This window comes from Luteibacter sp. 9133 (genome assembly GCF_000800155.1).
GTDB lineage: Bacteria > Pseudomonadota > Gammaproteobacteria > Xanthomonadales > Rhodanobacteraceae > Luteibacter > Luteibacter mycovicinus.
Genome location: NZ_JUHO01000001.1, coordinates 1,022,878 through 1,045,730 on the forward strand (window position 1 = coordinate 1,022,878; position 22,853 = coordinate 1,045,730).

Below are 22,853 nucleotides of genomic sequence, written 5' to 3' on the forward strand. Positions count from 1 at the left end.
ATGATCCGTTCGTTTGCCTTCGCCTCCGTCGTGGCGGTCACGTCCGGCAGTGTCATTGCCGGCGATGCCTATACCGCCGCCGTGGAAAAAGTCCGCGCGTCGCGCCTCGAAACCCTCAAGGCGCCGGCCGGATGGCTCAGCCTGATCGGTCTGGAATGGCTGCAGCCGGGAGCGAATCGCGTCGGCAGCGCCGCGGACAATGACATCGTGCTCAAGGCCGGCCCGGCACACCTCGGCGTCGTCACGCTGGACGACACCGGCAACGTCACGCTGGAAGTCGCCAGGGGCAGCGGTGTCCTTGTCGACGGTCGCGAGGTGCAGCGGGCGACCCTGGTGGACGACGGCGGCAACGGTGGCAAGGCGACCGAAGTGCGCTTCGGCTCCGCCAATTTCTTCGTCATCGCCCGCGACGGCAAGAAGGCGCTGCGCGTAAAGGACGAGAAGGCGGAGACCCGCACGCACTTCGTCGGCCTCGACTATTTCGCCGTCGATCCGTCGTGGCGCGTCGAAGCGGAGTGGGTACCGTTCGATCCTCCGCATGAGATCGAGATCGGCTCGGTGCTTGGCACGATCGACAAGGAAAAGGTACCGGGCAAAGCGGTGTTCACGCGCGACGGGCACACCTACGAGCTCTTCCCGATCCAGGAAGAACCCGACTCGCTGTTCTTCGTTTTCGCCGACCGCACCAGCGGTAAGGAGACGTACGGCGCCGCACGCTTCCTCGATACCCCGTTGGCGAAGGACGGCAAGCTCGTGCTCGATTTCAACGAAGCCCGCAATCCGCCCTGTGCGTTCACGCCGTACGCCACCTGCCCGCTGGCGCCGCCCGAAAACCGGCTGGATGTCCGGGTGACGGCGGGCGAGAAGAAGTACGCGGGCGGCCACGGCTGACGCCAGGCTCACCCACGCGCGGGCAGGCCGGCGTCAGCGTCGGATGCGCTCAGGCACCCTTAAAGGTCGGCTTGCGCCGCTCCAGGAACGCGCTGGTGCCTTCCTGCATGTCTTCCGTCGAGAAGGCGATGGCGAAGCCCTGGGTCTCGAAAGCCAGTCCCTGATCGATCGCGCACTCACCACCCTCGATCACGGCTTCCAGAATTCCCTTCAGCGCGAGCGGCGCGGCGGCGGCAAGCTGTTCGGCCATGGCATCCACGGCGGCATCCAGTTCATCGGCCGCCACGACGCGGGTGACGACCCCGACGCGTTCGGCACGCGCGGCGTCGATCTGCTGGCCGAGCAGACACAGCTCCAGTGCGATGCCGCGACCGGCGAGGCGGGTGAGACGCTGCGTGCCGCCAAAGCCGGGGATCAGGCCGAGGCCGATTTCCGGCTGACCGAAGCGCGCCTTGTCGCTGGCGACGCGCAAGTGGCACGCCATGGCCAGTTCCATGCCGCCTCCCAGCGCGTAGCCCTGGATCTTGGCGATCACCGGCTTGCCGAGCCGTTCGACGGTCAGCATGAGGTCCTGCCCGGCCCGTGAAGCGGCCTGCGCCTTCACCGGAGACCAGGCGGTCATCTCCGAGATGTCCGCACCGGCGACGAAGGCTTTGTCGCCAGCGCCGGCGAGGACCACCACACGGACGGCATCGTCCTGGGCGGCCTGGCGGAAGGCGAGCGTCAGCTCGCCGATGGTCTCGCGGTTGAGCGCGTTGAGCTTGTCGGGGCGGTTGACCGTGATGTGGCGCACGGCGCCGCGGTCGGCGGTGGTAAGCGTACGAAAGGCCATGGCGGTTCCTGGCGGTTGGGCGAGGAGGCGGATGGTAGCAGGGGAACCTTTACCCCCTGCGCGGCGTCTTATGGCGTACGGACGGGGCGGCGACCGATGGATTATCCTCCACGCACGCCCAGGGTTCCGGGTTCATGGAGAACGGGATGCCATCCTCGCGTTTGCTGGTCACGATCGCCGCACTGCTGTGCCTGCCCGCCCTCCCGGCGTTGGCACAGGCACCGTCGACGGCGCCTGCGTCCGGTGCTCCGGTCATCGACAAGACGAAGCTGTCGTATGCGATCGGTTATCAGATCGGCACGCAGTTCGCCAACAGCGCGCAGCCCGACGTGGACATCGCCGTGCTGGTCAAGGCACTGCAGGATGGTTATGCCAAGCGTGCGCCAGGCGTTCCGATCGACGTGATGCAGCAGCAGCTCGTCAACTTCGATGCCAAGGTCCAGCGCGACTCGGCGGTCGAATTCCGTCGTGTCGCCACCGCCAATGCGAAGCGCAGCGCGGATTTTCTCGCCCGCAATCGCACCCGCCCCGGCGTGACCACGTTGCCCTCCGGCATCCAGTACGCCGTGCTCGCCAAGGGCAACGGCGCACAGGCGCAGGTCACGAGCACGGTCGTGGTGAATTACCGCGGGGCGCTGATCGACGGTACGGAGTTCGACAGCTCGTACGCGCACGGCAAACCCGTGACCTTCACGGTCAACCGCGTCATCCCCGGTTGGCAGGACGTCATTCCGCGTATGCATGTCGGTGACAAGTGGAAAGTGGTGATTCCACCGGCGCTGGCCTATGGCGAGCGCGGTGAACTGCCGCGCATCGGGCCTAACGAGGCGTTGTTGTTCGACCTCGAGCTCATCGACGTCAAGCCCTGACCGTCGCGCTAGAATGGCCGACGGTATGGCCATCGTCTCTTCCTCCTCGCTGCCCCTGACTCCCTGCACCGGTGTGTGCCGGCTCGACGCGCGCGGCCTCTGTGAGGGCTGTCTGCGCACGGGTGACGAGATCGCCCGCTGGTCCACGATGGACGACGAGCAGAAACTCTGGTTGATGGACCGGATCCTGCCAGGCAGGCAGGACGCCTGATGGATGACCTGCTCGCCCGGCTGCACGGCGCGCTGCTTCCCCTGGAGGCGCCCCCGGGACCGCGCGGCTGGAACCACGAGGACATGGCCGAGCTCATCGGCGATGCACCGAGGCGCGCCGCCGCGGTTCTGATCGGTATTCGTGACGACCGTGAGCAGCGTGTCGTGCTCACCGTACGCACGGACACGCTGCAGCAGCATGCGGGTCAGGTCGCCTTTCCCGGCGGCCGGGTGGAGGACCACGACGAGGACGCGGTCGCCACGGCCCTGCGCGAAAGTCACGAGGAAATCGGGCTCGATGCGCGCATGGTAACGCCGTTGGGGTTCCTGGAATCCTTCGAGACGATCAGCGGTTACTCCGTCACGCCGGTGGTCGCGCGTATCGCGGCCGAGGCGACACTGACGCCCGATCCCGGCGAGGTGGCCGAGGTCTTCGAGGTCCCTTTCGCCTTCTTTCTCGAGCCGGCAAACCTCCGCCGCTATACGATGGATTTCCGTGGACACCGCCGCGACATGGTCGAATTTCTCCACGCGGGTTACCGCATCTGGGGTGTCACGGCGGCCATTCTTCTCAACCTGCTCAAGCGAATGGGACATCACCCATGTTGATCTCGCGCACGCTGATAGACGCCATCACCGCTTCCCATCTGCCGGCGCAGGACGTGCTTTTCGTCGATGCGCGTTTCGACCTGGCGCAGCCGTCGAAGGGGAATGAGGACTACGCACAGGCGCACGTGCCTGGCGCGGTGCGTGCCGACCTCGATCGTGACCTCGCCGACATGGCCACGCCGGCGAACGGCCGGGGGCGACATCCGTTGCCGTCCGCGGCGTCGTTCGCGGCGTGGCTGTCGCGCGCGGGGTGGCGCCCCGATTTGCAGGTCGTCGTTTACGACGCGGCAGGCGGCGCACTGGCGGCGGCACGTCTGTGGTGGCTGGCGCGTCTGGCCGGCCTCGACAATGTCGCGGTGCTCGACGGAGGCTGGGCCGCCTGGGAGGCGGCCAGGCTTCCCGTCGATGCGAGGGTGGCTTCGCGTGATGCGACGGCGGTACACGCGGCCTTCGACGACGCGGGCACGGTCGGTGCGGATGAACTCGCCGATGGTGTCGCCAGCGGGCGCTTCGTTCTGCTGGATGCGCGTGCGGCGCCGCGCTACCGGGGCGACGTCGAACCGCTCGATCCCGTGGCGGGGCACGTACCGGGAGCGCGCAACCGGCCGTTTACCGACAACCTCGACGCGGAGGGCCGGTTTCGCTCACCGGAGGACCTTCGTCGCGCGTTCGAAGGGGTGATCGGACCCCATCCGGCGGAAGACGTCGTACACATGTGCGGCTCCGGCGTGACCGCATGCCATAACCTGCTGGCCATGGAGTACGCGGGGCTGTGCGGATCGCGTCTGTATGCGCCGTCGTGGAGTGGCTGGGTGAGCGACCGGTCGCGCGGTGTGGCGACCGGCGAGGGCTGACGTCCGCTCCTCGCCGGCGATGGGTCAGAGCGACACCGTCCGCCGCTCGCGCGCACTCAGCTGCGCCGCCTCGATCACCCGGATGACATCGCGGGCCTCGCGTGCGGCGACCGGCAAGGTCGCACCCTGGCGAATCGCCGCGGCCACACCTTCGTAATACGCCGTGTAACGGCCGGGCAGGGTATCGATCACCGTGGTGCTGCCATCGGCATCGGTGAACCGGCCGAACGACGCCGGCTCGTCCTCGCCCCAGTTCGCGCCGCCCGGGCGGCGGCCCTCACGAAGCGCGGCTTCCTGGCCGTCGATGCCGTACTTCACGAAGCTGCCGCCATCGCCGTGGACGAGATAGCGCGGGCCCGGGTCGCGGACCATGACCGACGCATGCAACACCGCGCGCCGATGGCCGTAATCGAGCACGAGATGGAAGTAGTCATCCACCTTTGCGGCTGCGCGCTGGCGCGTGACATCCGCGGTGATCGCCTGAGGCAGGCCGAACAACACCAGGGCCTGGTCGATCAGGTGCGCGCCAAGGTCGTAGAGCAGGCCGGATCCCGCGACCTCGGTCTCGCGCCACCCCTGCTTGATCTCGGGGCGGAAGCGATCGAAGTGCGCCTCGAAGTAGACGACCTCGCCGAGGCGGCCGTCGTCGACGAGGCGACGAACGGTCAGGAAATCGTTGTCCCAGCGACGGTTCTGGAAGACGGAAAGGCGGCGGTCCACGCGGTCGGCCAGCCCGATCAGGGCATCGGCCTCGGCGGCGTTCAGCGTGAACGGCTTGTCCACCACGACATGCTTGCCTGCTTCCAGCGCGGCACGAGCCAGTGGCGCATGGCTCTCGTTGGGCGAAGCGATCACGATCAGCTCGAGCGACGGGTCCGCGATCAGGTCGTGAGGATGTTCATACGCCGTGGCCTCGGGAAAGTCGCGGGCGATCTGTTCCGCACGGCGACTGCCGATGGCGGCGAGACGAAGGCCTTCCGCCGCGGCGATCAGTGGCGCATGGAAGAAGGCACCTGCTGTGCCATAGCCGATGAGGCCGGTGGGAATCGGTTGCATAGTCGTTCCTGAGGTAGTCCTGGCAACAAGCGTAGCGCGAGCCGCCTGAGCGTTTCGTTCAGGAATTCGCGGTTTTCTGTCGCCTCTGATCGTTGCCCAGCGTGACGTTCCCTGCACGGGGCGACGCAGAGCATCGGCGGCGACCTCCCTGAAGAGACATGACCCATGGTGGCAGCAAAGAAAGCCGCGCCTATACCCTCCGCCGCGACGAGTGAGTGGCCCGGCAAGGTCGTACTTGTGACCGGCGGTGCGCAAGGTGTGGGCAAGGGCATCGCGGAAGCGGTACTGGCCGCCGGTGGCTCCGTGGTCATCGGCGATCTGGATGCCGAAGCCGGCAAGGCCTGTATCGACGAATGGGACGCGGGCGAGCGCGCCGCGTTTCTCGTGCTGGATGTCGCGAAGGAAGCGAGTGTCAGGCGTTTCGTGGCCTCGTCATTGCGACGCTTCGGTCGCATCGATGGCCTGGTCAATAACGCAGGCATCGCCAACCCTGTGAACGGTCCGATCGAGAAGCTCGACTGGACCGAATGGAAGCGGCGCATCGATACGAACCTCGGTGGGACCTTTCTCTGCAGCAAGCACGCCTTGCCGGCGTTGAAAAAGAGCAACGGCGCCATCGTCAATATTTCCTCGTCGCGCGCGCACCAGTCCGAGCCTGACACGGAAGCCTATGCGGCGAGCAAGGGCGGCATCGTCGCGTTGACGCACGCGCTCGCGATCAGCGTGGGACCGGTTCGCGTCAATGCGATCAATCCGGGGTGGATCGTGGTGGATGACTGGAAGAAGCCATCGGCGCGCCATAAGCCGAAGCTGTCAGCGGCGGATCATGCGCAGCACCCGGTCGGGCGGGCGGGTATCCCGCCGGACATCGGTGCGCTGGCGGTATTCCTGCTGTCGTCGCAGGCGGGGTTCATCACCGGCGAGAACTTTACCGTCGACGGTGGGGTTGCGCGGAAGATGCATTACGTCTGAAGCCCTGCCGACGATGGGATGCCGCTGTACCGCTGAAGAGGCACGGTCGTCTTCCCGCCGGGATCGAAGCGCCCGTTGGCCTCGTTGTAATCCCATTGCTCGACCACGCATGTCGAGCGATCGGTGGTCGGGTCGTGGCGAATGACATTGAAAGAGTTGCTGATTCCCTCGCGAATGCGCGTCGACAACGCCGTGCCCGCCTGTACCGACCACAACTCACTGGACAGTGCACGCTTTTCGGTATTGAGCGGCCTGACATAAGGCAGGTGGATGTGTCCGCCGAGCACCAGGTCCGCGCCGGCGGCGGCCCAGGCGGCGATCGCGCGCTCGTGGTTGATCAGAAGGTTCTCGACATCCTTCTCTCGTATCACATGGACTGGCTGGTGCGTTACGACGACGCGCAACTGATCGGCGGTGGCCTCGCGTAACCGCTGGCTGACGCGTTCGATCTGCGCATCGGATACCTCGCCGTTCTTGTGCCGGTGCGCCCGGACGGTATTGACGCCGATGACCAGCAACGCGTCGTCCGTGTGCCCGGGCTCCAGGTTTGCCCCGAAGACGCGGCGGAAACCACCGAACGGATCGAAGACGCGTGCGAAGACGTTCAACAACGGGACGTCGTGGTTCCCCGGAATCACGAGGGTGGGGCGCCCGTAGCCGTCGATGAAACGGCGGGCCGCATCGAACTGGCTGCGCCGCGCGCGCTGCGTGACGTCACCGGAAAGTATGACGAGATCCGGCCGCATCGAGATGATCAGTTCGCTCAGTGCCGACACCACGTCGGGACGCTCGGTGCCGAAGTGCGTATCGGAAATCTGTACCAGCGTGCTCAACCCGGATCCTCCCCTGGCTGGCGTTCACCATGGGTAAGCAGCACGAGCGGGCGCGGCGCGGCGCGGAAGACGATAGGCGGATCGAGCCAGACGATCTCGCCGTCGACGGCCACCTTGATCTTCGCGCGGTGGTGTTTCGGTTTGACCGTGATCTCGCGAAACGGAAAGCTGACGACGTCGTCCGCTTCGCCGAGCTTGCCCAGGGCGCCGCTGAGTATGAGGCGGAGCATGGTGAGCTTGCCGATGGGCTTGAGCACGAGTCCGGCCAGCGTGCCATCGTTGCGATGCACGTCCACCGCCTCGGGCAGACCGATTTTCTCCAGCTGCAGCGCATTGTTACCGACGAACAGTGTCGGCGTTCGCAGCTGACGCGACCGCGTGCCGTCGGTTACTTCGACGCGAAGCGGCCGGAAACCCTTCATCAGCGTCGACAGGCCCGACCACAAGGCAACGATGCGGTGCCGGCCGAAACGCTGTTTCCACGTCTCGCGGTCTTCGAGCACCTGCGGATAGAGACCGAGGCTCGCATTCACCAGGAACACGCGATCGTTGACCATGCCGATCTGTGCGTTGATCGGCGTAGACCGCACGAGCGCCTCGGCGGCGCCGCGGGTGTCCGTCGGAATGCCGTGCGTCCGGCCGACGAAGTTGAAGGTACCTTGCGGCAGGATGCCCATGGTCAGCTGTTCGCGCCACGCCGCGGCGGCAACGCAGTTGATGGTGCCGTCGCCGCCCGCGGCCACGATCGCGCCACCCTGCTCGCTGGCGTACGCGGCGGCGTCGCGGACGACGTCCACGATGTCGTGCTCGTCGTCGATGAGAAAAAACGCATGAGGATGTCCGGCGGCATCGAGAATCGAGGCGATCTCGTCGCGTGCCGCCGCGGCGTCCTGTCGGCCGGAGCCGGCATTCATGACAATGGCGAAAGAGACTGGACTGGACATCGCTGGATCGAAGCATTCGCCTCGTTACGGCCGCATGAAATTACGTCCTGGCCTGCCGGCCCTCGCGAAGGCGGAGGTATTCCGCGCTGCCGACACACAGCGTGACCCAGGCAAGGCCCGTGGCGTATCCCGCCATCACGTCGCTGAAGTAATGCACCTGGAGCAGGATGCGGCTGATACCGACCACCGTGATCATGGCCACGGCAGCGATCACGATGAGCCGGTGCCAGCGAGGTGGGCAAAGCACCAGCAGGACATACGCGAGCATGCCGTAGAACACCATCGACCCCGATGCATGGCCGCTGGGAAAGCTGTAACTGTGTTCGACGATGAAGCCATGGTCGTGCAGCGGCCGTTCGCGCTGGAACCAGCCCTTGAGCGCACTGTTGATCGCGGCGGTGCCGACCAGCGTGGCGATCCATGTGATGGCGAGGCGCACGTGCCGGCGAAGCAACAGCGCGAGGAAGACGACGCCCGTGGCCACGCCGACGACGACGGGATCGCCCGTATGGGTGACCCAGGCGATCGCACGCAGCACGGGCAGGGGCAGGTTGGCGCGCAGGTCGGCGGCGAGGCTGGCGTCGAAGACGGTCAGGCCTGCCTGCTCGCGAACCTCCACCGCGATCGCCGTGGCGATCACCAGCATGGCGACGATGACGACCATGGCGGTCGTGGGGCGCAGGAAGGCGCGGGCCGCCGGGTCCAGTCCTTCTCGCCGCCGTACGGCGCGGCGCCACGCCACATCGGCGCCCAGCAGGGCGGCGACCAGAAGGAGCGCCCAGACCGACAGGGCGTGGCGGCTGATCCAATCCAATGGCACTGCGATCACTCCTCGTCTCATGGCAGGATCGGCATGTTGCCACGCCGCGACCTCGCGGCCCGAAAAGGGGATGAACATGTCGAAGGTTTCGTTGGCTCGCGCGGTGCTCGCGCTGGCCCTTCTCGCGGGCGCTGCCTCCGTCGTTCATGCCGACGGCGCGCCGCTGGCGCATCGCGTCGTGCGCGTCGGCCTGCCGGCGGCAAGCCAGGGCACTTCCGGCCGCCTGATCCTGTTCGCCATGCCCGCTTCGGCTGCGAAGGACGGCAAGGCGGAAGAAGTGGACACCAACCCGTTCCAGCCGACCGCGGTGTCGGTCGCGGCCAGGGACGTCGGCTGGATCGGTGGCGGCCAGACGGTCGATCTCGACACGGACGGCGAGGCGTTCCCCGCGGGCTTTTCGAGCCTTCCTTCAGGCGATTACCTTATCCAGGCCGTGCTCGACGTGGGGCATGACTACAACTACAGCGGACGCCATGCCGGCGATCTGATCAGCCCGGTCACGGCCGTCAGGCTGACGCCGGGCGGTAGCCTGCCCACGCTCACTCTCGATACCACCGTGCCCGCGAAGGACCCCTGGAACCTGCCGCCGGCGGCACCGCAGGCAATCCGCGACGCGCTGCCCGAGGCGCGCAAGCATGCGCATGCGGAGGTGTTCGAGAGTCCCGCTCTGACGGCTTTCGCCGGTCGCCCCCTGTCGATCCGTGCCTGGGTCCTCACGCCGCCCGGCTATGACCCCAAAGCCTCGACACGTTATCCCACGGTCTATCTGACACACGGCTTCGGGGGTGGCTTCGACCGGTTCACGGGGACCATCGCGTCGGTATGGTCGGCCATGGCCAACAAGCAGATGCCACCGATGATCTGGGTCCTGCTCGATGAATCCGGTCCTACGGGTACGCACGAATTCGCCGATTCGGTGAACAACGGCCCCTGGGGCCAGGCGCTGACCACGGAATACATCCCGTGGCTGGAGGCCCGCTACAAGATGGACGCCAGGGTGAGCGGTCGCTTCCTCAATGGCCATTCGTCCGGCGGCTGGGCCACGCTGTGGCTGCAGACGCGTTATCCGAAGGTGTTCGGCGGCACCTGGTCGACCTCTCCGGATCCGAGCGATTTCCACGACTTCACCGGCATCGACCTCTACGCGCCCCACGCCAACGCCTATAAAGCGGCGGATGGCACGCCGTACCCCCTGATCCGCGACAAGGGCAAGGTGATCGCCACGTTCGAGACCTTCGCGCATCTCGAGCGCGTGCTCGGCGCCTATGGTGGCCAGCTGGCATCGTTCGAGTGGGTGTTCTCGCCGCGCGGCGCCGACGGACGGCCGCAGCCGATGTTCAATCGCGATACCGGCGCGATCGATGCGAATGTCGTCGCGTACTGGCGCGACCATTACGACATCGCCCAGCGCATGCGCACACAGTGGCCGTCGCTCAGGCCCGACCTGGACGGAAAGATCCATCTGATCGTCGGCACGGCCGACACGTTCTACCTCGATGGGTCGGCGAAGTTGCTCAAGGACACGCTCGACGGCCTGCACGCGAAGAGCGATTTCCGGTTCCTGCCCGGAAAGACGCATTTCGACCTCTATACCGAAGGGGATGACCGGCAGGCGTTGCTGAAGAAGATCGCCTGGGAGATGTACGGGGTAGCGCGGCCGGGGCAGGGCAAGCCCGGAGGTTGAGGCCTGTCACGCCGCGACGCAGCAAGGCCTTCACCACGGGCTGGGCTAAAATGCCGGTCTTTGCCCCGGAGAGTTTCATGGCGCAGCTTCCCTCGGCCGGCGGCCGCTTCCGTGCCGCGCTTGCGGCGGAACAGCCCCTGCAGGTCATTGGCGCGATCAACGCCAACCACGCGTTGCTGGCGAAGCGCGCCGGGTTTCGCGCGATCTACCTTTCCGGCGGCGGTGTGGCGGCGGGTTCGCTGGGCCTGCCCGACCTGGGCATCAACACGCTGGACGACGTACTCACCGACGTGCGTCGCATCACCGACGTGTGCGACCTGCCGTTGATGGTCGATATCGACACGGGGTTCGGCCCGAGCGCGTTCAATATCGCGCGCACCGTCAAAAGCCTGATCAAGTTCGGCGCCGCGGCCTGCCACATCGAAGACCAGGTCGGCGCGAAGCGCTGCGGTCACCGGCCCGGCAAGGAAATCGTCACGACCGAGGAAATGGCCGATCGCGTCAAGGCCGCCGCCGATGCGAAGACCGATCCGGACTTCTTCCTGATCGCGCGCACCGATGCCATCGCCGTGCTCGGCGTGGATGCCGCCATCGACCGTGCCATCGCCTGCGTGGAAGCGGGCGCCGACGCGATCTTCGCCGAGGCCGCCTACGACCTGCCGACGTACAAGCATTTCGTCGATGCGGTCAACGTGCCCGTGCTGGCCAATATCACGGAGTTCGGCCAGACGCCGCTGTTCAGCACCGAAGAGCTCGGGAGTGTCGGCGTCGGCATCGTCCTGTATCCGCTTTCCGCGTTCCGCGCCATGAACAAGGCCGCCGAGAACGTGTACACCAGCATCCGCCGCGACGGTCACCAGCGCAACGTCATCGACACGATGCAGACGCGCGAAGAACTGTACGACCGCATCGGCTACCACGAATACGAGCGTCACCTCGACGCGCTGTTCTCTAAGAAGGGTTAAGGAGAGTCACTCATGAGCGACACCGCAACCACCACCGGCCCGAAGCCGAAGAAATCCGTCGCATTGTCCGGCATCGCCGCCGGCAATACCGCGCTGTGCACGGTCGGCCGCAGCGGCAATGACCTGCACTACCGTGGTTACGATATCCATGACCTCGCCGCGAAGGGCTCGTTTGAAGAGGTGGCCTACCTTCTCGTCCATGGCGTCTTGCCGAACTGGATGGAGCTCAACGCCTATCGGGCCAAGCTGAAGCGCCTGCGCGGTTTGCCTGCGCCCGTCAAGGCCTCGCTGGAACTGCTGCCGGCGGCCACGCACCCGATGGACGTGATGCGCACCGGTGCGTCGGTGCTCGGCACCGTGCTGCCGGAGAAGGACGATCACAATGTGACGGGCGCGCGCGACATCGCCGATCGTCTCATGGCGAGCTTCGGTTCGATCCTGCTGTACTGGTACCACTTCAGCCACAACGGCAAGCGCATCGAGACGGAGACCGAAGACGACTCGATCGCCGGGCACTTCCTGCATCTGCTGCACGGTCGCAAGCCGAGCGATCTGCACTCGCACGCGCTCGACCGTTCGCTGGTGCTGTATGCCGAGCATGAGTTCAACGCCAGCACGTTCGCGGCGCGTGTCATCGCCGGCACCGGTTCGGACATGTATTCGGCCATCACCGGCGCCATCGGTGCGCTTCGCGGTCCCAAGCATGGCGGTGCCAACGAGGTCGCGATGGAAATCATCGCGCGCTACCGCGATGCCGGTGAGGCGGAAGCCGATATCCGTGCGCGCGTGGAGCGGAAGGAGATCATCATCGGATTCGGGCATCCGGTGTACACCGTGTCCGATCCGCGCAACGAAATCATCAAGGAAATCGCGCGCAAGCTCTGCACCGACGGTGGCAATCCGCGTCTGTTCGAGGTGTCGGAGAAGATCGAGAAGCTGATGTGGGATCTGAAAAAGATGTTCCCCAACCTCGACTGGTACTCGGCGTCGGCGTACCACATGATGGGTGTGCCGACGGCGATGTTCACGCCGTTGTTCGTCATCGCGCGTACGTCGGGCTGGAGCGCCCACGTGATCGAGCAGCGTCAGGACGGCAAGATCATTCGTCCGAGCGCGAATTACACGGGGCCGGAAGACCAGGTGTATACGCCGATCGAGAAGCGCTGAATCGAGGCGGCATTGCCGCGTCGTTATTGATTCGCGCGCAGGGCGCTCCTACCAAAGCCGCGTTGTCGCTCCTACGAGAGCCGCATTGTAGGAGCGCGCCCTGCGCGCGAAAGGCCGACAGCGCGATGACGCCGCGCCCCGGCTACCCCGCGGACAACCTCAGATCTCCGCCGCCATCCGCGTCGCCCGGTCGATCGCCCGCTTGGCATCCAGTTCGGCCGCGACATCCGCGCCACCGACGAGTCGCACGTCGATACCGCGCTCCAGCAACGCATCGTGCAGGGCACGGTTCGGCTCCTGCCCTGCGCATACGATGATGTTGTCCACCTCGAGCACCTGCGGCTGTCCGTCGATGATCACGTGCAGTCCGGCATCGTCGATGCGTTCATAGGTCACGCCGCCGATCATCTTCACGCGCTTGTTCTTCAGCGTCGCGCGGTGCACCCAGCCGGAGGTCTTGTTGAGACGGGCGCCGGGGCGTCCCGCACTGCGCTGCAGCAGCCACACGTCGCGTTCGGGCTTCTCAGGCTGCGCCGGCATCAATCCTCCCGGCGTCGCCATCGTCATGTCGACGCCCCACTCCTTCGTCCAGCGCGCGATGTCCGTGGTGGGGGAGGGGATTTCTTCGGTGAGAAATTCGGAGACATCGAAGCCGATACCGCCGGCTCCGATCACGGCCACTTTGCCGCCGACCGGCGCATTGCCGTGAAGCACGTCGAGGTAGCTGAGCACCTTGCGATGATCGGCTCCGGGAATCGACAAGGGGCGGGGCAACACGCCGGTAGCGAGAATCACGGTGTCGAATCCTCCGGCCGCCAGCGTGTCCACGCTGGCATCGGCGCCAAGCTGGCGCGTGACGCCCGTTTCCGTCAGGCGGTGATCGAAGTAGCGCAGGGTTTCCTGGAATTCTTCCTTGCCCGGAATGCGTTTGGCCATGTTGAACTGACCGCCGATCTCGTGGGCCCGATCGAACAGCGTGACGGCGTGTCCGCGCTCGGCCAGTGTCGTGGCGGCGGCGAGTCCCGCCGGACCGGCGCCTACCACGGCGACGCGTTTTTTCGCGGTGGTGGGGAGAATCTTCAGTTCGGTTTCATGGCAGGCACGCGGGTTGACCAGACACGACGCGCGGCGATTCTCGAACACGTGGTCGAGGCAGGCCTGGTTGCAGGCGATGCAGGTGTTGATGGTCTGCGGGCGTGAGGCGCGCGCCTTGTTCACCCACTCCGGGTCGGCGAGCAGGGGGCGTGCCATCGACACCATGTCCGCATCGCCGTCGGCAAGAATCCGTTCGGCGACATCGGGCATGTTGATGCGGTTGGTGGTCACCAGCGGAATGCCGACTTCGCCTTTCATGCGGCGCGTGACCCATGAAAAGGCGCCACGCGGCACACTGGTCACGATGGTGGGGATGCGCGCCTCGTGCCAGCCGATGCCCGTGTTGATAATGGTCGCCCCGGCGGCTTCGATGGCCTTGCCGAGCGTGACGATATCCGCCCACGGCTGCGCATCGTCGACGAGGTCGAGCATCGAGAGCCGGTAGATGATGATGAAGTCCTTCCCTACCGCCTCACGCATACGCCGAACGATCTCGATGGGGAAGCGCATGCGATTCTCCGCCGAGCCACCCCAGCGATCCGTGCGCTTGTTGGTCCGCGCGGTCAGGAACTGGTTGATGAGGTAGCCCTCGGAGCCCATGACCTCGACGCCGTCGTAGCCAGCGTCGCGGGCGAGCTTCGCGCTGCGGACGAAGGCGTCGATGGTGCGCTCGACGCCACGTGTGCCGAGCGCCCTCGGCGTGAACGGCGTGATCGGCGATTTGATCTTCGATGGCGCGACGGACAACGGCTGATAGGCGTAGCGACCGGCGTGGAGAATCTGCATGCAGATCTTGCCGCCCTCCGCGTGGACGGCGGCGGTGACCTTGCGGTGGCGCGCCACGTGCCAGGGCATCGACATCGTTCCCGACAACGGCTTCAGCCAGCCCTGGATGTTGGGCGCGATGCCGCCGGTGACGATCAGGCCGACGCCGCCACGGGCACGCTCGGCGAAAAAAGCCGCCAGCTTGTCGTAGTCGGCCGCCTTGTCCTCCAGGCCCGTATGCATCGAGCCCATCAGCACGCGGTTGCGCAGGGTGGTGAAGCCGAGGTCGAGCGGGGCGAGCAGGTGGGGATAGGACACGGTCGGATCCGGTTCAAACGATCGTTCGAATGATTACCGGATCGGGGGCGCGGAGCAAGGGCGGGCGCAGCAATGACCGACGCGGACCGGGCTAACCCATGGGCGTTACGGCGTGTATCGCGGCCGTTACAAATCGCGTCTTCCGTTCAGGTGCGAAAAGCGCCCGAAGCCGCCTCGGAACAGGGTCTCGTGCAAGCGACGACACAAGGCACGCAACTTGCTCCGCCTTATCACCCGGCGCGTTGGCAGGGCGCCCGGCGATCACGACGAAAACAGGGGTTTCGCGTCGCTCACAGGAGACTTTCCCATGCGTAAGACCTTCATTGCCACGGCGATCTGCCTCGCTCTCGGATTCGCCCTGCCGGCCGTTGCCCAGGACAGCAGCCAGACCGGAGCAGCGGGCGCCACCGCCCAACGCAACTCGACGGCGTACCAGTACTCGGACAGCTCGACCTATTCCGATAGCTCGACTCACAGCAACACGACGACGAACACCACATGGGGTTCGTACAACACGACAAATGCCATTTCCGACACCACGCTCAATGGCAGTGTGAGCGGCGTCACCGTCAGTGGCATCGGCAACAACGCCTATAACTACGGGTCCGCGGCAGGTGGACGCGGTGGATCCGGCGGCGCCGGCTACGGGGCCACGGGATATGGCGGCGACGGCGGAGCTGGCGGCAGCGGCGGCAACGCGCGTGCGCGCGGCGCGGTCGGCGGCGACGGCAGTGCGTCGTCCAGCAGTGGCGATGCGGGCTCCCTGACCGCATCGGCAGGCGGGAACGCCTCCGGCAACGGCGGCAACTCCAACGGTGACGGCGGTGCCGCGCGGTCTCGCGGCGCGGGCGGCGGTGCGCCGACGGGTGGTTCCACGGCCGGCACGGGTGGCGCGAGCGCGAGCACCGGTGGCGCGGGCACGTCGGGCGATGCCACGGCCATGGCGGCGGGTGGCGCATCGACAGGAACGGGCGGCGCGGGCGGCACGGCGACGTCCGCCGCGGGCGCCGGAGGTGCGGGCGCGGCGGCGGGTGACGGCACGGGCGGTGCGGGTTCCGGCGCGACCGGTGGCGCGGGCGGCGCGGGCGGTACGTCGATGGCGGACGCGGGCAGCTTCAGCATGGCCAATAGCATGGGCAGTGCGGGCGCGGCAGCGGCGGGCATCTCGAACTTTGCGCAGAACAGCGGCGCGGCGTCGCTGATCCAGCAGGGTGTCAACGTTCAGGCCAATCTCAGCGTGGGCTCGTCGCCCTGACGCATCGGGTGGGCAAAGGGAGCCACGGGGCGCGTGTCGCTCCGTGGCGATCCGAAGGGACATCGAACGACCTTCAGGAGAGCACCCATGTGGCAGCAATACCGGTATCGAAGGTGCGCGGTGCTGAGTTTCATCGGTATCGCGTTTGCCGGCGGAGCGGCGATGGCCGCGCCGCCAGCGGAAAAAACGCCACCGCCGGGCTTTGGCGCGGCGGTCCCCGCCGACACGCTGAAGGCGATGAGTGGCGGCAGCAACGTCACCAACAACGTCAGTCAGCAGACCCTCAACGGGACGATGAGTGACACGGAGGCACGGGACACCGTAAGCGGCGGAAACATTGTGTCCGGTAGCGCGTTCGGCAACGCGGCGGGCCTGCCCACGGTGATCCAGAACTCCGGCAACAATGTGTTGATCCAGAATGCCACGATCGTCAACGTGCGGATGAATCCATGAAGATCGTCTGCGCGCTGGCCCTGCTCGTCATGCTCCCGGCTCCCGCCGTCAGCGCGATGAAGGCCGATGTGCAGACCGGGCAGGGTACGTCGTATCCGGTCCGGCTGACGAGCCTCAAGGAAGCGCGGTTCCGCAACACCATCCGACAGAAATACGACTTCAGCTGCGGATCGGCCGCAGTGGCGACGTTGCTTACGTATCAGTACGGTTATCCGGTCGACGAGCAATCCGCGTTCGACGTGATGTACGCGAATGGCGACCGCGCGAAGATCGGTCGCGAGGGATTCTCCCTGCTGGACATCAAACGCTTCCTCGCGTCGCGCGGCTTTGAGGCGGATGGTTTCGACGTCCCGCTCGACAAACTGGACGTCGACGGCATCCCTGCCATCGTGTTGATCAACGAGCGCGGGTATCACCATTTCGTGGTGGTGAAAGGGTACAAGGCCGGACGTGTCCTGGTCGGCGACCCGGCACGCGGAACGCGCTCGATGTCCAGGCGCCGTTTCGACGCGATGTGGACCAATCACATCGTTTTCGTCATTCACAACGAACGCGACCGCGCCATCTTCAACAGTCCGCGTGACTGGGCGGTCGCTCCCGCGGCACCGATCTCCGGGGGTATCGAGCGAAACGGGCTCGCGCCGATCGTGATGCCCAAGCGCGGACCGGGGGACATATGAACACCCGACTTTTCCGGCGGCTGCCGATCGCGTGCGCACTTGCCTGCGCCAGCGCGCACGCAGTGGACTTTCCGGTAAATCGCGCCGTGGCGGACGCCGAGCTGGACCGCATCCGCGGCGGTTTCGACCTCGGGGACAACCTCAAGGTGTCGTTCGCGCTCCAGCGCACGGTACTCATCAATGGCATGGAGGCGCTGCGCACCACCATCTCGGTGCCGGACGTCGCCGCGATCACCCACGATCAGGCGACGGCGCTGCAGAGCGCGCTGCAGACGATGGTCATCACCAATGGTGCCGGTGGCATCGGGAGTCAGTCGCCGGCGGTGTCGCCTGCGCCAGCGACCGCGGCGGTCGTCACCGCGGTCCTGCCGAACTCGATAACGCCGGGTCTCGTCATCCAGAACTCGCTCGACAATCAGGCCATCACGGCCAACACGACGATCGATGCGTCCGTGAACACGGCACGCATGCTGCAGAACATGCGTGTGGCGGAGTCGGTCAACGATGCGGTGATTCAATCTCGGGGGAACTGACGCATGTATCGCAATGGCAGGGTGATGCAGGCAAAAACGTGCGCGAGCGCCCTGGCGCTTGCGGTTCTGCCGATGTGGATCGGCGCGTGCCTCGCGCAGGAATCCGCGGTGGATCCGGCGCTGCGCGAGAAGATCGAATCGCAGGGACGGAAGATCGACGCGATGCGCAGCCGCATGGCCGAGCAGCTGGCGGAGCTCGAGCAGATGAAGCGCGAGCTGGCGTCGCAGGAGGTGCAGTACAACGACCTGCGCAAGGCGATCGGCCTGAACGCACTGGAGGACGCACGCGGCGGATCGTTGGCGGTCGCTGATCCGGATGCACAGGCACCCTTGCCGCAGGACCGGTCCGGCGGGCTTCCGCCGTCGACTCCCTTGGTGGCGACATCCCCGCAGACGGTAGCGACGCAGCCGGTCGGCAAGCGACCCGAAGAGGACGAGCGGCCGCCCGAGGTCGCGCCCATCTTCGACCAGCCGGGTGTGCTCACGCCACGCGGCAAGCTCATCATCGAACCGTCCTACCAGTACGGTTATTCATCGAGCGACCGCGTGGCGCTGGTGGGCTACACCGTCATTCCCGCGATCCTCATCGGCCTGGTCGATGTGCGCCAGGTCAAGACGACCACGCAGACCGGGGCGCTGGCCTTTCGCTACGGCCTGACCAACCGCATGGAGCTGGAGATACGCGTGCCTTACGTGGACACGCACACCGACACGATCAGCCGGGAGATCTTCACCGGGATGGCGCAGGACAACCTCTTTACCACCAGCGGCAAAGGTATCGGCGACGTGGAGGCCACGTTGCGCTACCAGATCAACGACGGCGGTGCGGACAAGCCGTATTACATCGGCTGGTTCCGCGCAAAGTCGCGCACCGGCCGCGATCCGTTCGACGTCACCAGCGACTGTGTGACGCGCTGCGTACAAAATGTCACGGGCACCGGGCTTCCGTTGCAGAGTCCGACCGGGTCGGGCTTCTATTCGGCGCAGCTGGGATTGACGTGGCTGTATCCGTCCGATCCCGTCGTGTTCTTCGGTAACGTCAGCTACCTGCACAACTTCGAGCGGAAGAACGTCAGCCGCAACGTGTTGCTTGCCGGGAAGCAGTTTCTGGGCGACGTGAAAGCGGGCGATATCGCGGATATCAGCGTGGGCATGGGCCTGTCACTCAATGAAAAGGCGTCGATCAGTATCGGCTACGACCAGGCCTTCGTTGCCCGTACGGAGCGGAACGGGCATCCGCTGCCGGGATCGGCGCGCGCCACGCTGGGGTCGCTCCTGATCGGCGGTTCGTATCGCTACAACGCGAAAGAAACGCTCAACGTCACCCTCGGTGTCGGTGTTACCCGCGATACGCCGGATACGACGATTACGGTTCGCCTACCCGTCACCTTGTGACGCCGGTCGCAATTTCACCTGAATTTCATGGAAAAAAGCCTCGCGTTTCAAACACGCGAAGGTTCCCGTGCACGCCGCGCACACACAACCGTTCGTTAAGATTTCAAACGGGGGTTACTAACAATCTTGAAACATTTGCAGGGAGTTTTGTTCATGCGCACTGGTCACAATCGTTACGGCAAGTTCACCGCGGGTCTTGCCATCGCTTCGCTCGCCGCCTTCGGTGCGGCCGCGCATGCGCAGGACAGCGAGAAGAAGTCGCAGTCGCCGGCTCTCGATAACGTGAGCGTCTGGGTCGGTGGTTACTACACCAACAATGACACCACGATCGGCGCGAAGACCGGCATTCTGAACACCAGCGGCGACGTCAATCTCGAAGACGATCTCGACTTCAAGAAGCACAAGACGGTGCCGCGCGTCCGCCTCGATTTCCTCATCGGCGCCCACCAGGGCTTCGCGTTCGACTATTACGAGGTCGATCGTTCGCACTCCAAGTCGCTGGACGAGCAGATCAATTTCCTCGGCAACCCGATCAGCGCGGCCGCGCAGGTCAAGGGCGACCTGAAGTTCACCTTCGGCAGCGCCGCCTACAAGTGGTGGTTCGGCACGGGCAACGACGTGTTCGGTCTGGGTCTGGGCGCGGCGTACTACAAGATCGACGCCAGCATCGACGCGAACGCGTCGGCATTCGGCCAGAACTTCTCCAGCAGCAACTCCACCAAGACCAACGCCTGGGCGCCCAACCTGCAGATCGGCTGGCGTCACGCGTTCAGCGATCAGCTCCGCATGTACCTCAATGCGTCGGGCGTGAAGAAGAACGGTGGCTCGCTCAACGGCCATATCTATGACGTCGCGCTCGGCCTCGAATGGTTCCCGTGGCAGAACGTCGGCTTCGGTGCGGAATACGCCTATACCCGCATCAAGCTCAACCAGGACAAGAGCCGTTACGACCTGGACCTCGACATGAAGCTCAACGGACCGGCCGCTTACGTCCGCTTCCGCTTCTGACCAGCCGGTTGGCGGGCGGCGTGATGCCGTCCGCCTCGCCGGGGGGAATCCTGGGCCGCCTTCGGGCGGCCCGTTTTTTTTCAGAGCTCAGGCGTGCTTCGCCGCGTTGCGACGGGCCCGGAGCCATCCGCCGCCACAGATACCGATGACCAGCACGGCGTCGAGCAGCCACGGCGCCCAGGGGCGTGCATCGAACCAGGGGGCCACCAGACCGTCGTGGGCGATCATGCGCGCCGCCGTCCATGCGATGGCCGCGGCTCCGATGTAAATCACGACAGGGAAGCGCTCAATCAGTTTCAGAATGAGCGTCGATCCCCAGACCACCAGCGGCACGCTGATGGCCAGACCGAGCACGACCAGACCCATGTGGCCCTTGGCCGCCCCGGCGATCGCCAGGACGTTGTCCAGGCCCATCAGGGCATCGGCAACGACGATCGTGCGGATGGCGGCCCAGAAGCCCGACGCGGCGCTGACCTCGGGGTCGTGGTCGTCGTGCTTGAGCAGCTTCCACGCGATCGGGATGAGCAGGGCGCCGCCGACCAGCATCAGGCCAGGCAGCTTCAGCAGCCAGATGACCGCGAAGGTCAGCAGGATGCGCAGGGCGATGGCGCCGAAGGTGCCCCAGAACACGGCCTTCTTCTGGAGCTCTTTAGGCAGGTTGCGCGCCGCCAGGGCGATGACGATCGCGTTGTCGCCCGCCAGGACCAGGTCCAGCAGGATGATGGCGGCGAGGCCGGAGAAAAATTCGGGGGTGAGGAAATCCATGCTGGGTGGCCTTCGCGCGTGGTGAGATCGAATGCGGCGGCAACGGGTACGCGCGCCCGTCGTCACCACAAAAGTCTCGTTCCTGGCACGGAAGCCACCGCGACGACCGGGGTGCGTGGGGCACCCGTATTGACGACCGTCGCGCACGAAGCCCGGGGACTCCGTGGAACTACTCCCCTTCGGGTTGGTAGTGGGGTGCATTGTGCGGCTTGGGATGCACTGCGGCAAGACATTCCCCCGGGGGCACCGGTTAAAATCGGCGGCTAACCCAACCCCTCGCGAGTGAAATCCATGAGCGCACACGACATCCGTTCCGCCACGCGTCCCGATCCGGACCAGCCGCTGGTGGACATCGCCAACTACGTGGCCGACTACCAGATCGACTCGCAGGAGGCTTACGACACCGCGCGCTACATGCTTCTCGACTCGCTGGCCTGCTCGGCGCTCGCGATGAAGTTCCCGGACTGCGTCAAGCATCTCGGCCCGCTGGTTCCCGGTGCCGTGATGCCGGGCGGTACCCGCGTGCCTTTCACCGCGCATGAGCTGGACCCGGTGCAGGCGGCGTTCGCCATCGGCACCCAGATCCGCTACCTCGACTTCAACGACACCTGGCTCGCGGCGGAGTGGGGCCACCCCTCGGACAACCTCGGTGCCATCCTCTCGGTTGCCGACTACCTCTCGCGCAAGGCAGTGAAGGAAGGCGGCAAGCCGCTCACCGTGCGTGACGTCCTGGGCTACGCCATCAAGGCGCACGAGATCCAGGGCTGCTACGCCCTCAGAAACAGCTTCAACCGCGTCGGCCAGGACCACGTGATCCTCGTGCGCCTGGCGTCCACGGCGGTCGCCACGGCCATGCTGGGCGGCGACAAGGAGCAGATCACCACGGCGGTCTCGCACAGCTGGATCGACAACGGCGCCCTGCGCACGTATCGCCACGCTCCGAACACCGGCCCGCGCAAGAGCTGGGCCGCCGGCGATGCCTGCCGGCGCGCCGTCACGCACGCCATCAACGCGGTTTACCGCAACGTGGTGGGGTACCCGTCGGCGCTCACGGCGAAGACCTGGGGCTTCTACGACGTGGCCTTCAAGGGCAACGCGTTCGAGTTCGAGCGTCCGTTCGGCAGCTACGTCATGGAGAACGTGCTGTTCAAGATCAGCTTCCCGGCCGAATTCCACGCTCAGACGGCGGTCGAGTGCGCCATGGCGCTGCATGGCCAGGTCGCCGACCGCATCGATCAGATCGAGAAGGTGGTGATCGAGACCCAGGAGGCCGGCGTTCGCATCATCGACAAGACGGGCCCTCTGGCCAACTACGCCGACCGCGACCACTGCATCCAGTACATGACCGCCGTGCCGCTGATTTTCGGCCGTCTCACGGCCGACGACTACAACGACTCCGTCGCCGCCGATCCCCGTATCGACGCCCTGCGCGACAAAATGACCGTGGTCGAGAATCCGCAGTTCACGAAGGATTATTTCGACCCTGAAAAGCGCTACATCGGCAATTCGGTGCAGGTTTTCTTCAAGGATGGGTCGAAAACCGAAAAGGTTTCGATCGACTTTCCGATCGGACACCGTAAGCGTCGCGCCGAAGGCATTCCGGTCCTGCTGAAGAAATTCGAGTCAGCGCTGCGTGCCGAGTGGCCTGCGGAGCGGGTTGAGCGGGTTCTCGAGGTCACTTCGTCGGCCGAAAAGCTGGACGCGATGCCCATTCACGAGTTCATGACGCTCTTCACGGCTTGATAATGGCCGTGACTCAAGTATGAACGGCGGTTTTTAGCACGTGTTCAATTGTTTGATTTTTGCTAAACTGCCGCCGCCCGTTGAAGGGGTATCAAAGCGAGGGACGGCATGAAGTCCCCGGATTCGATATGAGATTT

At 65.6% G+C, this 22,853-nt stretch carries 21 protein-coding genes and 1 pseudogene; 15 read left to right on the forward strand and 7 right to left on the reverse strand.

What is annotated here, in order from left to right; translation table 11 throughout:
- Entirely contained in the window at positions 1 to 891 is an 891-nt protein-coding gene (locus FA87_RS04370) for a DUF1684 domain-containing protein (RefSeq protein WP_043692628.1), read from the forward strand.
- A 49-nt stretch (positions 892 to 940) separates the two neighbouring features.
- On the opposite strand, the gene FA87_RS04375 is transcribed toward FA87_RS04370, so the two are convergent.
- Positions 941 to 1,723 (reverse strand): enoyl-CoA hydratase-related protein, encoded by a 783-nt coding sequence (locus FA87_RS04375; protein ID WP_043692631.1) that lies wholly within the window; start codon positions 1,721 to 1,723, stop codon positions 941 to 943.
- Positions 1,724 to 1,869: 146 nt separating this feature from the next.
- Between FA87_RS04375 and FA87_RS04380 the strand changes: the two genes are divergently transcribed.
- From FA87_RS04380 to FA87_RS04395, 3 genes and pseudogenes are all read left to right on the forward strand, one after another.
- Complete coding sequence (locus FA87_RS04380; RefSeq protein ID WP_239708973.1) at positions 1,870 to 2,592, forward strand: FKBP-type peptidyl-prolyl cis-trans isomerase; 723 nt, start codon at positions 1,870 to 1,872, stop codon at positions 2,590 to 2,592.
- Between the two features lie 13 nt (positions 2,593 to 2,605).
- Positions 2,606 to 3,411 (forward strand): annotated as a pseudogene (locus tag FA87_RS04390) (CoA pyrophosphatase).
- Positions 3,405 to 4,265 carry a sulfurtransferase gene (locus tag FA87_RS04395; protein ID WP_043692635.1) on the forward strand — a complete coding sequence of 287 codons (861 nt, stop codon included), beginning with the start codon at positions 3,405 to 3,407 and terminating at the stop codon, positions 4,263 to 4,265. The pseudogene FA87_RS04390 and the gene FA87_RS04395 overlap by 7 nt, the downstream one beginning before the upstream one ends.
- 24 nt (positions 4,266 to 4,289) lie before the next feature.
- Here the strand turns inward: FA87_RS04395 and FA87_RS04400 are convergent, their stop codons facing one another.
- Positions 4,290 to 5,321 (reverse strand): oxidoreductase, encoded by a 1,032-nt coding sequence (locus FA87_RS04400; RefSeq protein WP_043692638.1) that lies wholly within the window; start codon positions 5,319 to 5,321, stop codon positions 4,290 to 4,292.
- Between the two features lie 165 nt (positions 5,322 to 5,486).
- Between FA87_RS04400 and FA87_RS04405 the strand changes: the two genes are divergently transcribed.
- Positions 5,487 to 6,293 carry an SDR family oxidoreductase gene (locus FA87_RS04405; protein WP_051943916.1) on the forward strand — a complete coding sequence of 269 codons (807 nt, stop codon included), beginning with the start codon at positions 5,487 to 5,489 and terminating at the stop codon, positions 6,291 to 6,293.
- Here FA87_RS04405 and FA87_RS04410 read toward each other — a convergent pair.
- The 3 genes from FA87_RS04410 to FA87_RS04420 are packed head-to-tail and all read right to left on the reverse strand — an operon-like array spanning position 6,284 to position 8,890.
- Positions 6,284 to 7,126: a metallophosphoesterase gene (locus tag FA87_RS04410; protein ID WP_052191139.1), complete on the reverse strand. Its 843-nt coding sequence runs from the start codon at positions 7,124 to 7,126 to the stop codon at positions 6,284 to 6,286. The two genes, FA87_RS04405 and FA87_RS04410, sit on opposite strands and share 10 nt — an antisense overlap.
- A complete protein-coding gene (locus tag FA87_RS04415) occupies positions 7,123 to 8,070 on the reverse strand; it encodes a diacylglycerol kinase family protein (RefSeq protein ID WP_036115397.1) in 948 nt (315 codons plus the stop codon). Before FA87_RS04415 ends, FA87_RS04410 begins: the two co-directional genes overlap by 4 nt.
- 40 nt (positions 8,071 to 8,110) lie before the next feature.
- Positions 8,111 to 8,890: a phosphatase PAP2 family protein gene (locus tag FA87_RS04420; RefSeq protein WP_239708976.1), complete on the reverse strand. Its 780-nt coding sequence runs from the start codon at positions 8,888 to 8,890 to the stop codon at positions 8,111 to 8,113.
- 70 nt (positions 8,891 to 8,960) lie between these two features.
- On the opposite strand from FA87_RS04420, the gene FA87_RS04425 reads away from it, so the two are divergent.
- The 3 genes from FA87_RS04425 (at position 8,961) to prpC (ending at position 12,706) form a co-directional block, all read left to right on the forward strand.
- The gene (locus tag FA87_RS04425; protein ID WP_043692641.1) at positions 8,961 to 10,574 is read left to right on the forward strand and encodes an alpha/beta hydrolase-fold protein; all 1,614 of its coding nucleotides are present in this window, start codon (positions 8,961 to 8,963) and stop codon (positions 10,572 to 10,574) included.
- A gap of 77 nt (positions 10,575 to 10,651) precedes the next feature.
- Entirely contained in the window at positions 10,652 to 11,539 is an 888-nt protein-coding gene (gene prpB / locus FA87_RS04430) for a methylisocitrate lyase (protein ID WP_043692643.1), read from the forward strand.
- A 12-nt stretch (positions 11,540 to 11,551) separates the two neighbouring features.
- Positions 11,552 to 12,706 carry a 2-methylcitrate synthase gene (gene prpC / locus FA87_RS04435; RefSeq protein ID WP_036115388.1) on the forward strand — a complete coding sequence of 385 codons (1,155 nt, stop codon included), beginning with the start codon at positions 11,552 to 11,554 and terminating at the stop codon, positions 12,704 to 12,706.
- A 159-nt stretch (positions 12,707 to 12,865) separates the two neighbouring features.
- On the opposite strand, the gene FA87_RS04440 is transcribed toward prpC, so the two are convergent.
- The gene (locus tag FA87_RS04440) at positions 12,866 to 14,884 is read right to left on the reverse strand and encodes an NADPH-dependent 2,4-dienoyl-CoA reductase (RefSeq protein WP_043692646.1); all 2,019 of its coding nucleotides are present in this window, start codon (positions 14,882 to 14,884) and stop codon (positions 12,866 to 12,868) included.
- A gap of 307 nt (positions 14,885 to 15,191) precedes the next feature.
- Between FA87_RS04440 and FA87_RS04445 the strand changes: the two genes are divergently transcribed.
- The 6 genes from FA87_RS04445 to FA87_RS04470 all read left to right on the forward strand — a co-directional run bounded on the left by FA87_RS04445 (position 15,192) and on the right by FA87_RS04470 (position 20,208).
- Positions 15,192 to 16,139 (forward strand): hypothetical protein, encoded by a 948-nt coding sequence (locus tag FA87_RS04445; RefSeq protein WP_036115382.1) that lies wholly within the window; start codon positions 15,192 to 15,194, stop codon positions 16,137 to 16,139.
- A 120-nt stretch (positions 16,140 to 16,259) separates the two neighbouring features.
- Positions 16,260 to 16,592 carry a hypothetical protein gene (locus FA87_RS21085; protein WP_239708979.1) on the forward strand — a complete coding sequence of 111 codons (333 nt, stop codon included), beginning with the start codon at positions 16,260 to 16,262 and terminating at the stop codon, positions 16,590 to 16,592.
- Positions 16,589 to 17,272 (forward strand): C39 family peptidase, encoded by a 684-nt coding sequence (locus tag FA87_RS04455; RefSeq protein ID WP_043692648.1) that lies wholly within the window; start codon positions 16,589 to 16,591, stop codon positions 17,270 to 17,272. Before FA87_RS21085 ends, FA87_RS04455 begins: the two co-directional genes overlap by 4 nt.
- Entirely contained in the window at positions 17,269 to 17,805 is a 537-nt protein-coding gene (locus FA87_RS04460) for a hypothetical protein (RefSeq protein WP_043692651.1), read from the forward strand. Before FA87_RS04455 ends, FA87_RS04460 begins: the two co-directional genes overlap by 4 nt.
- A 3-nt stretch (positions 17,806 to 17,808) precedes the next feature.
- Positions 17,809 to 19,200: an acetate kinase gene (locus FA87_RS04465; protein WP_197062361.1), complete on the forward strand. Its 1,392-nt coding sequence runs from the start codon at positions 17,809 to 17,811 to the stop codon at positions 19,198 to 19,200.
- Positions 19,201 to 19,353: 153 nt separating this feature from the next.
- Positions 19,354 to 20,208 (forward strand): hypothetical protein, encoded by an 855-nt coding sequence (locus tag FA87_RS04470; RefSeq protein ID WP_239708983.1) that lies wholly within the window; start codon positions 19,354 to 19,356, stop codon positions 20,206 to 20,208.
- An 87-nt stretch (positions 20,209 to 20,295) separates the two neighbouring features.
- Here FA87_RS04470 and FA87_RS04475 read toward each other — a convergent pair whose 3' ends face one another.
- Positions 20,296 to 20,973: a TerC family protein gene (locus FA87_RS04475; RefSeq protein WP_036115371.1), complete on the reverse strand. Its 678-nt coding sequence runs from the start codon at positions 20,971 to 20,973 to the stop codon at positions 20,296 to 20,298.
- Positions 20,974 to 21,264: 291 nt separating this feature from the next.
- On the opposite strand from FA87_RS04475, the gene FA87_RS04480 reads away from it, so the two are divergent.
- Positions 21,265 to 22,716, forward strand: coding sequence for a bifunctional 2-methylcitrate dehydratase/aconitate hydratase (locus FA87_RS04480; RefSeq protein ID WP_036115368.1), 1,452 nt, complete (start codon positions 21,265 to 21,267; stop codon positions 22,714 to 22,716).
- The last annotated feature ends 137 nt before the right edge of the window (positions 22,717 to 22,853 follow it).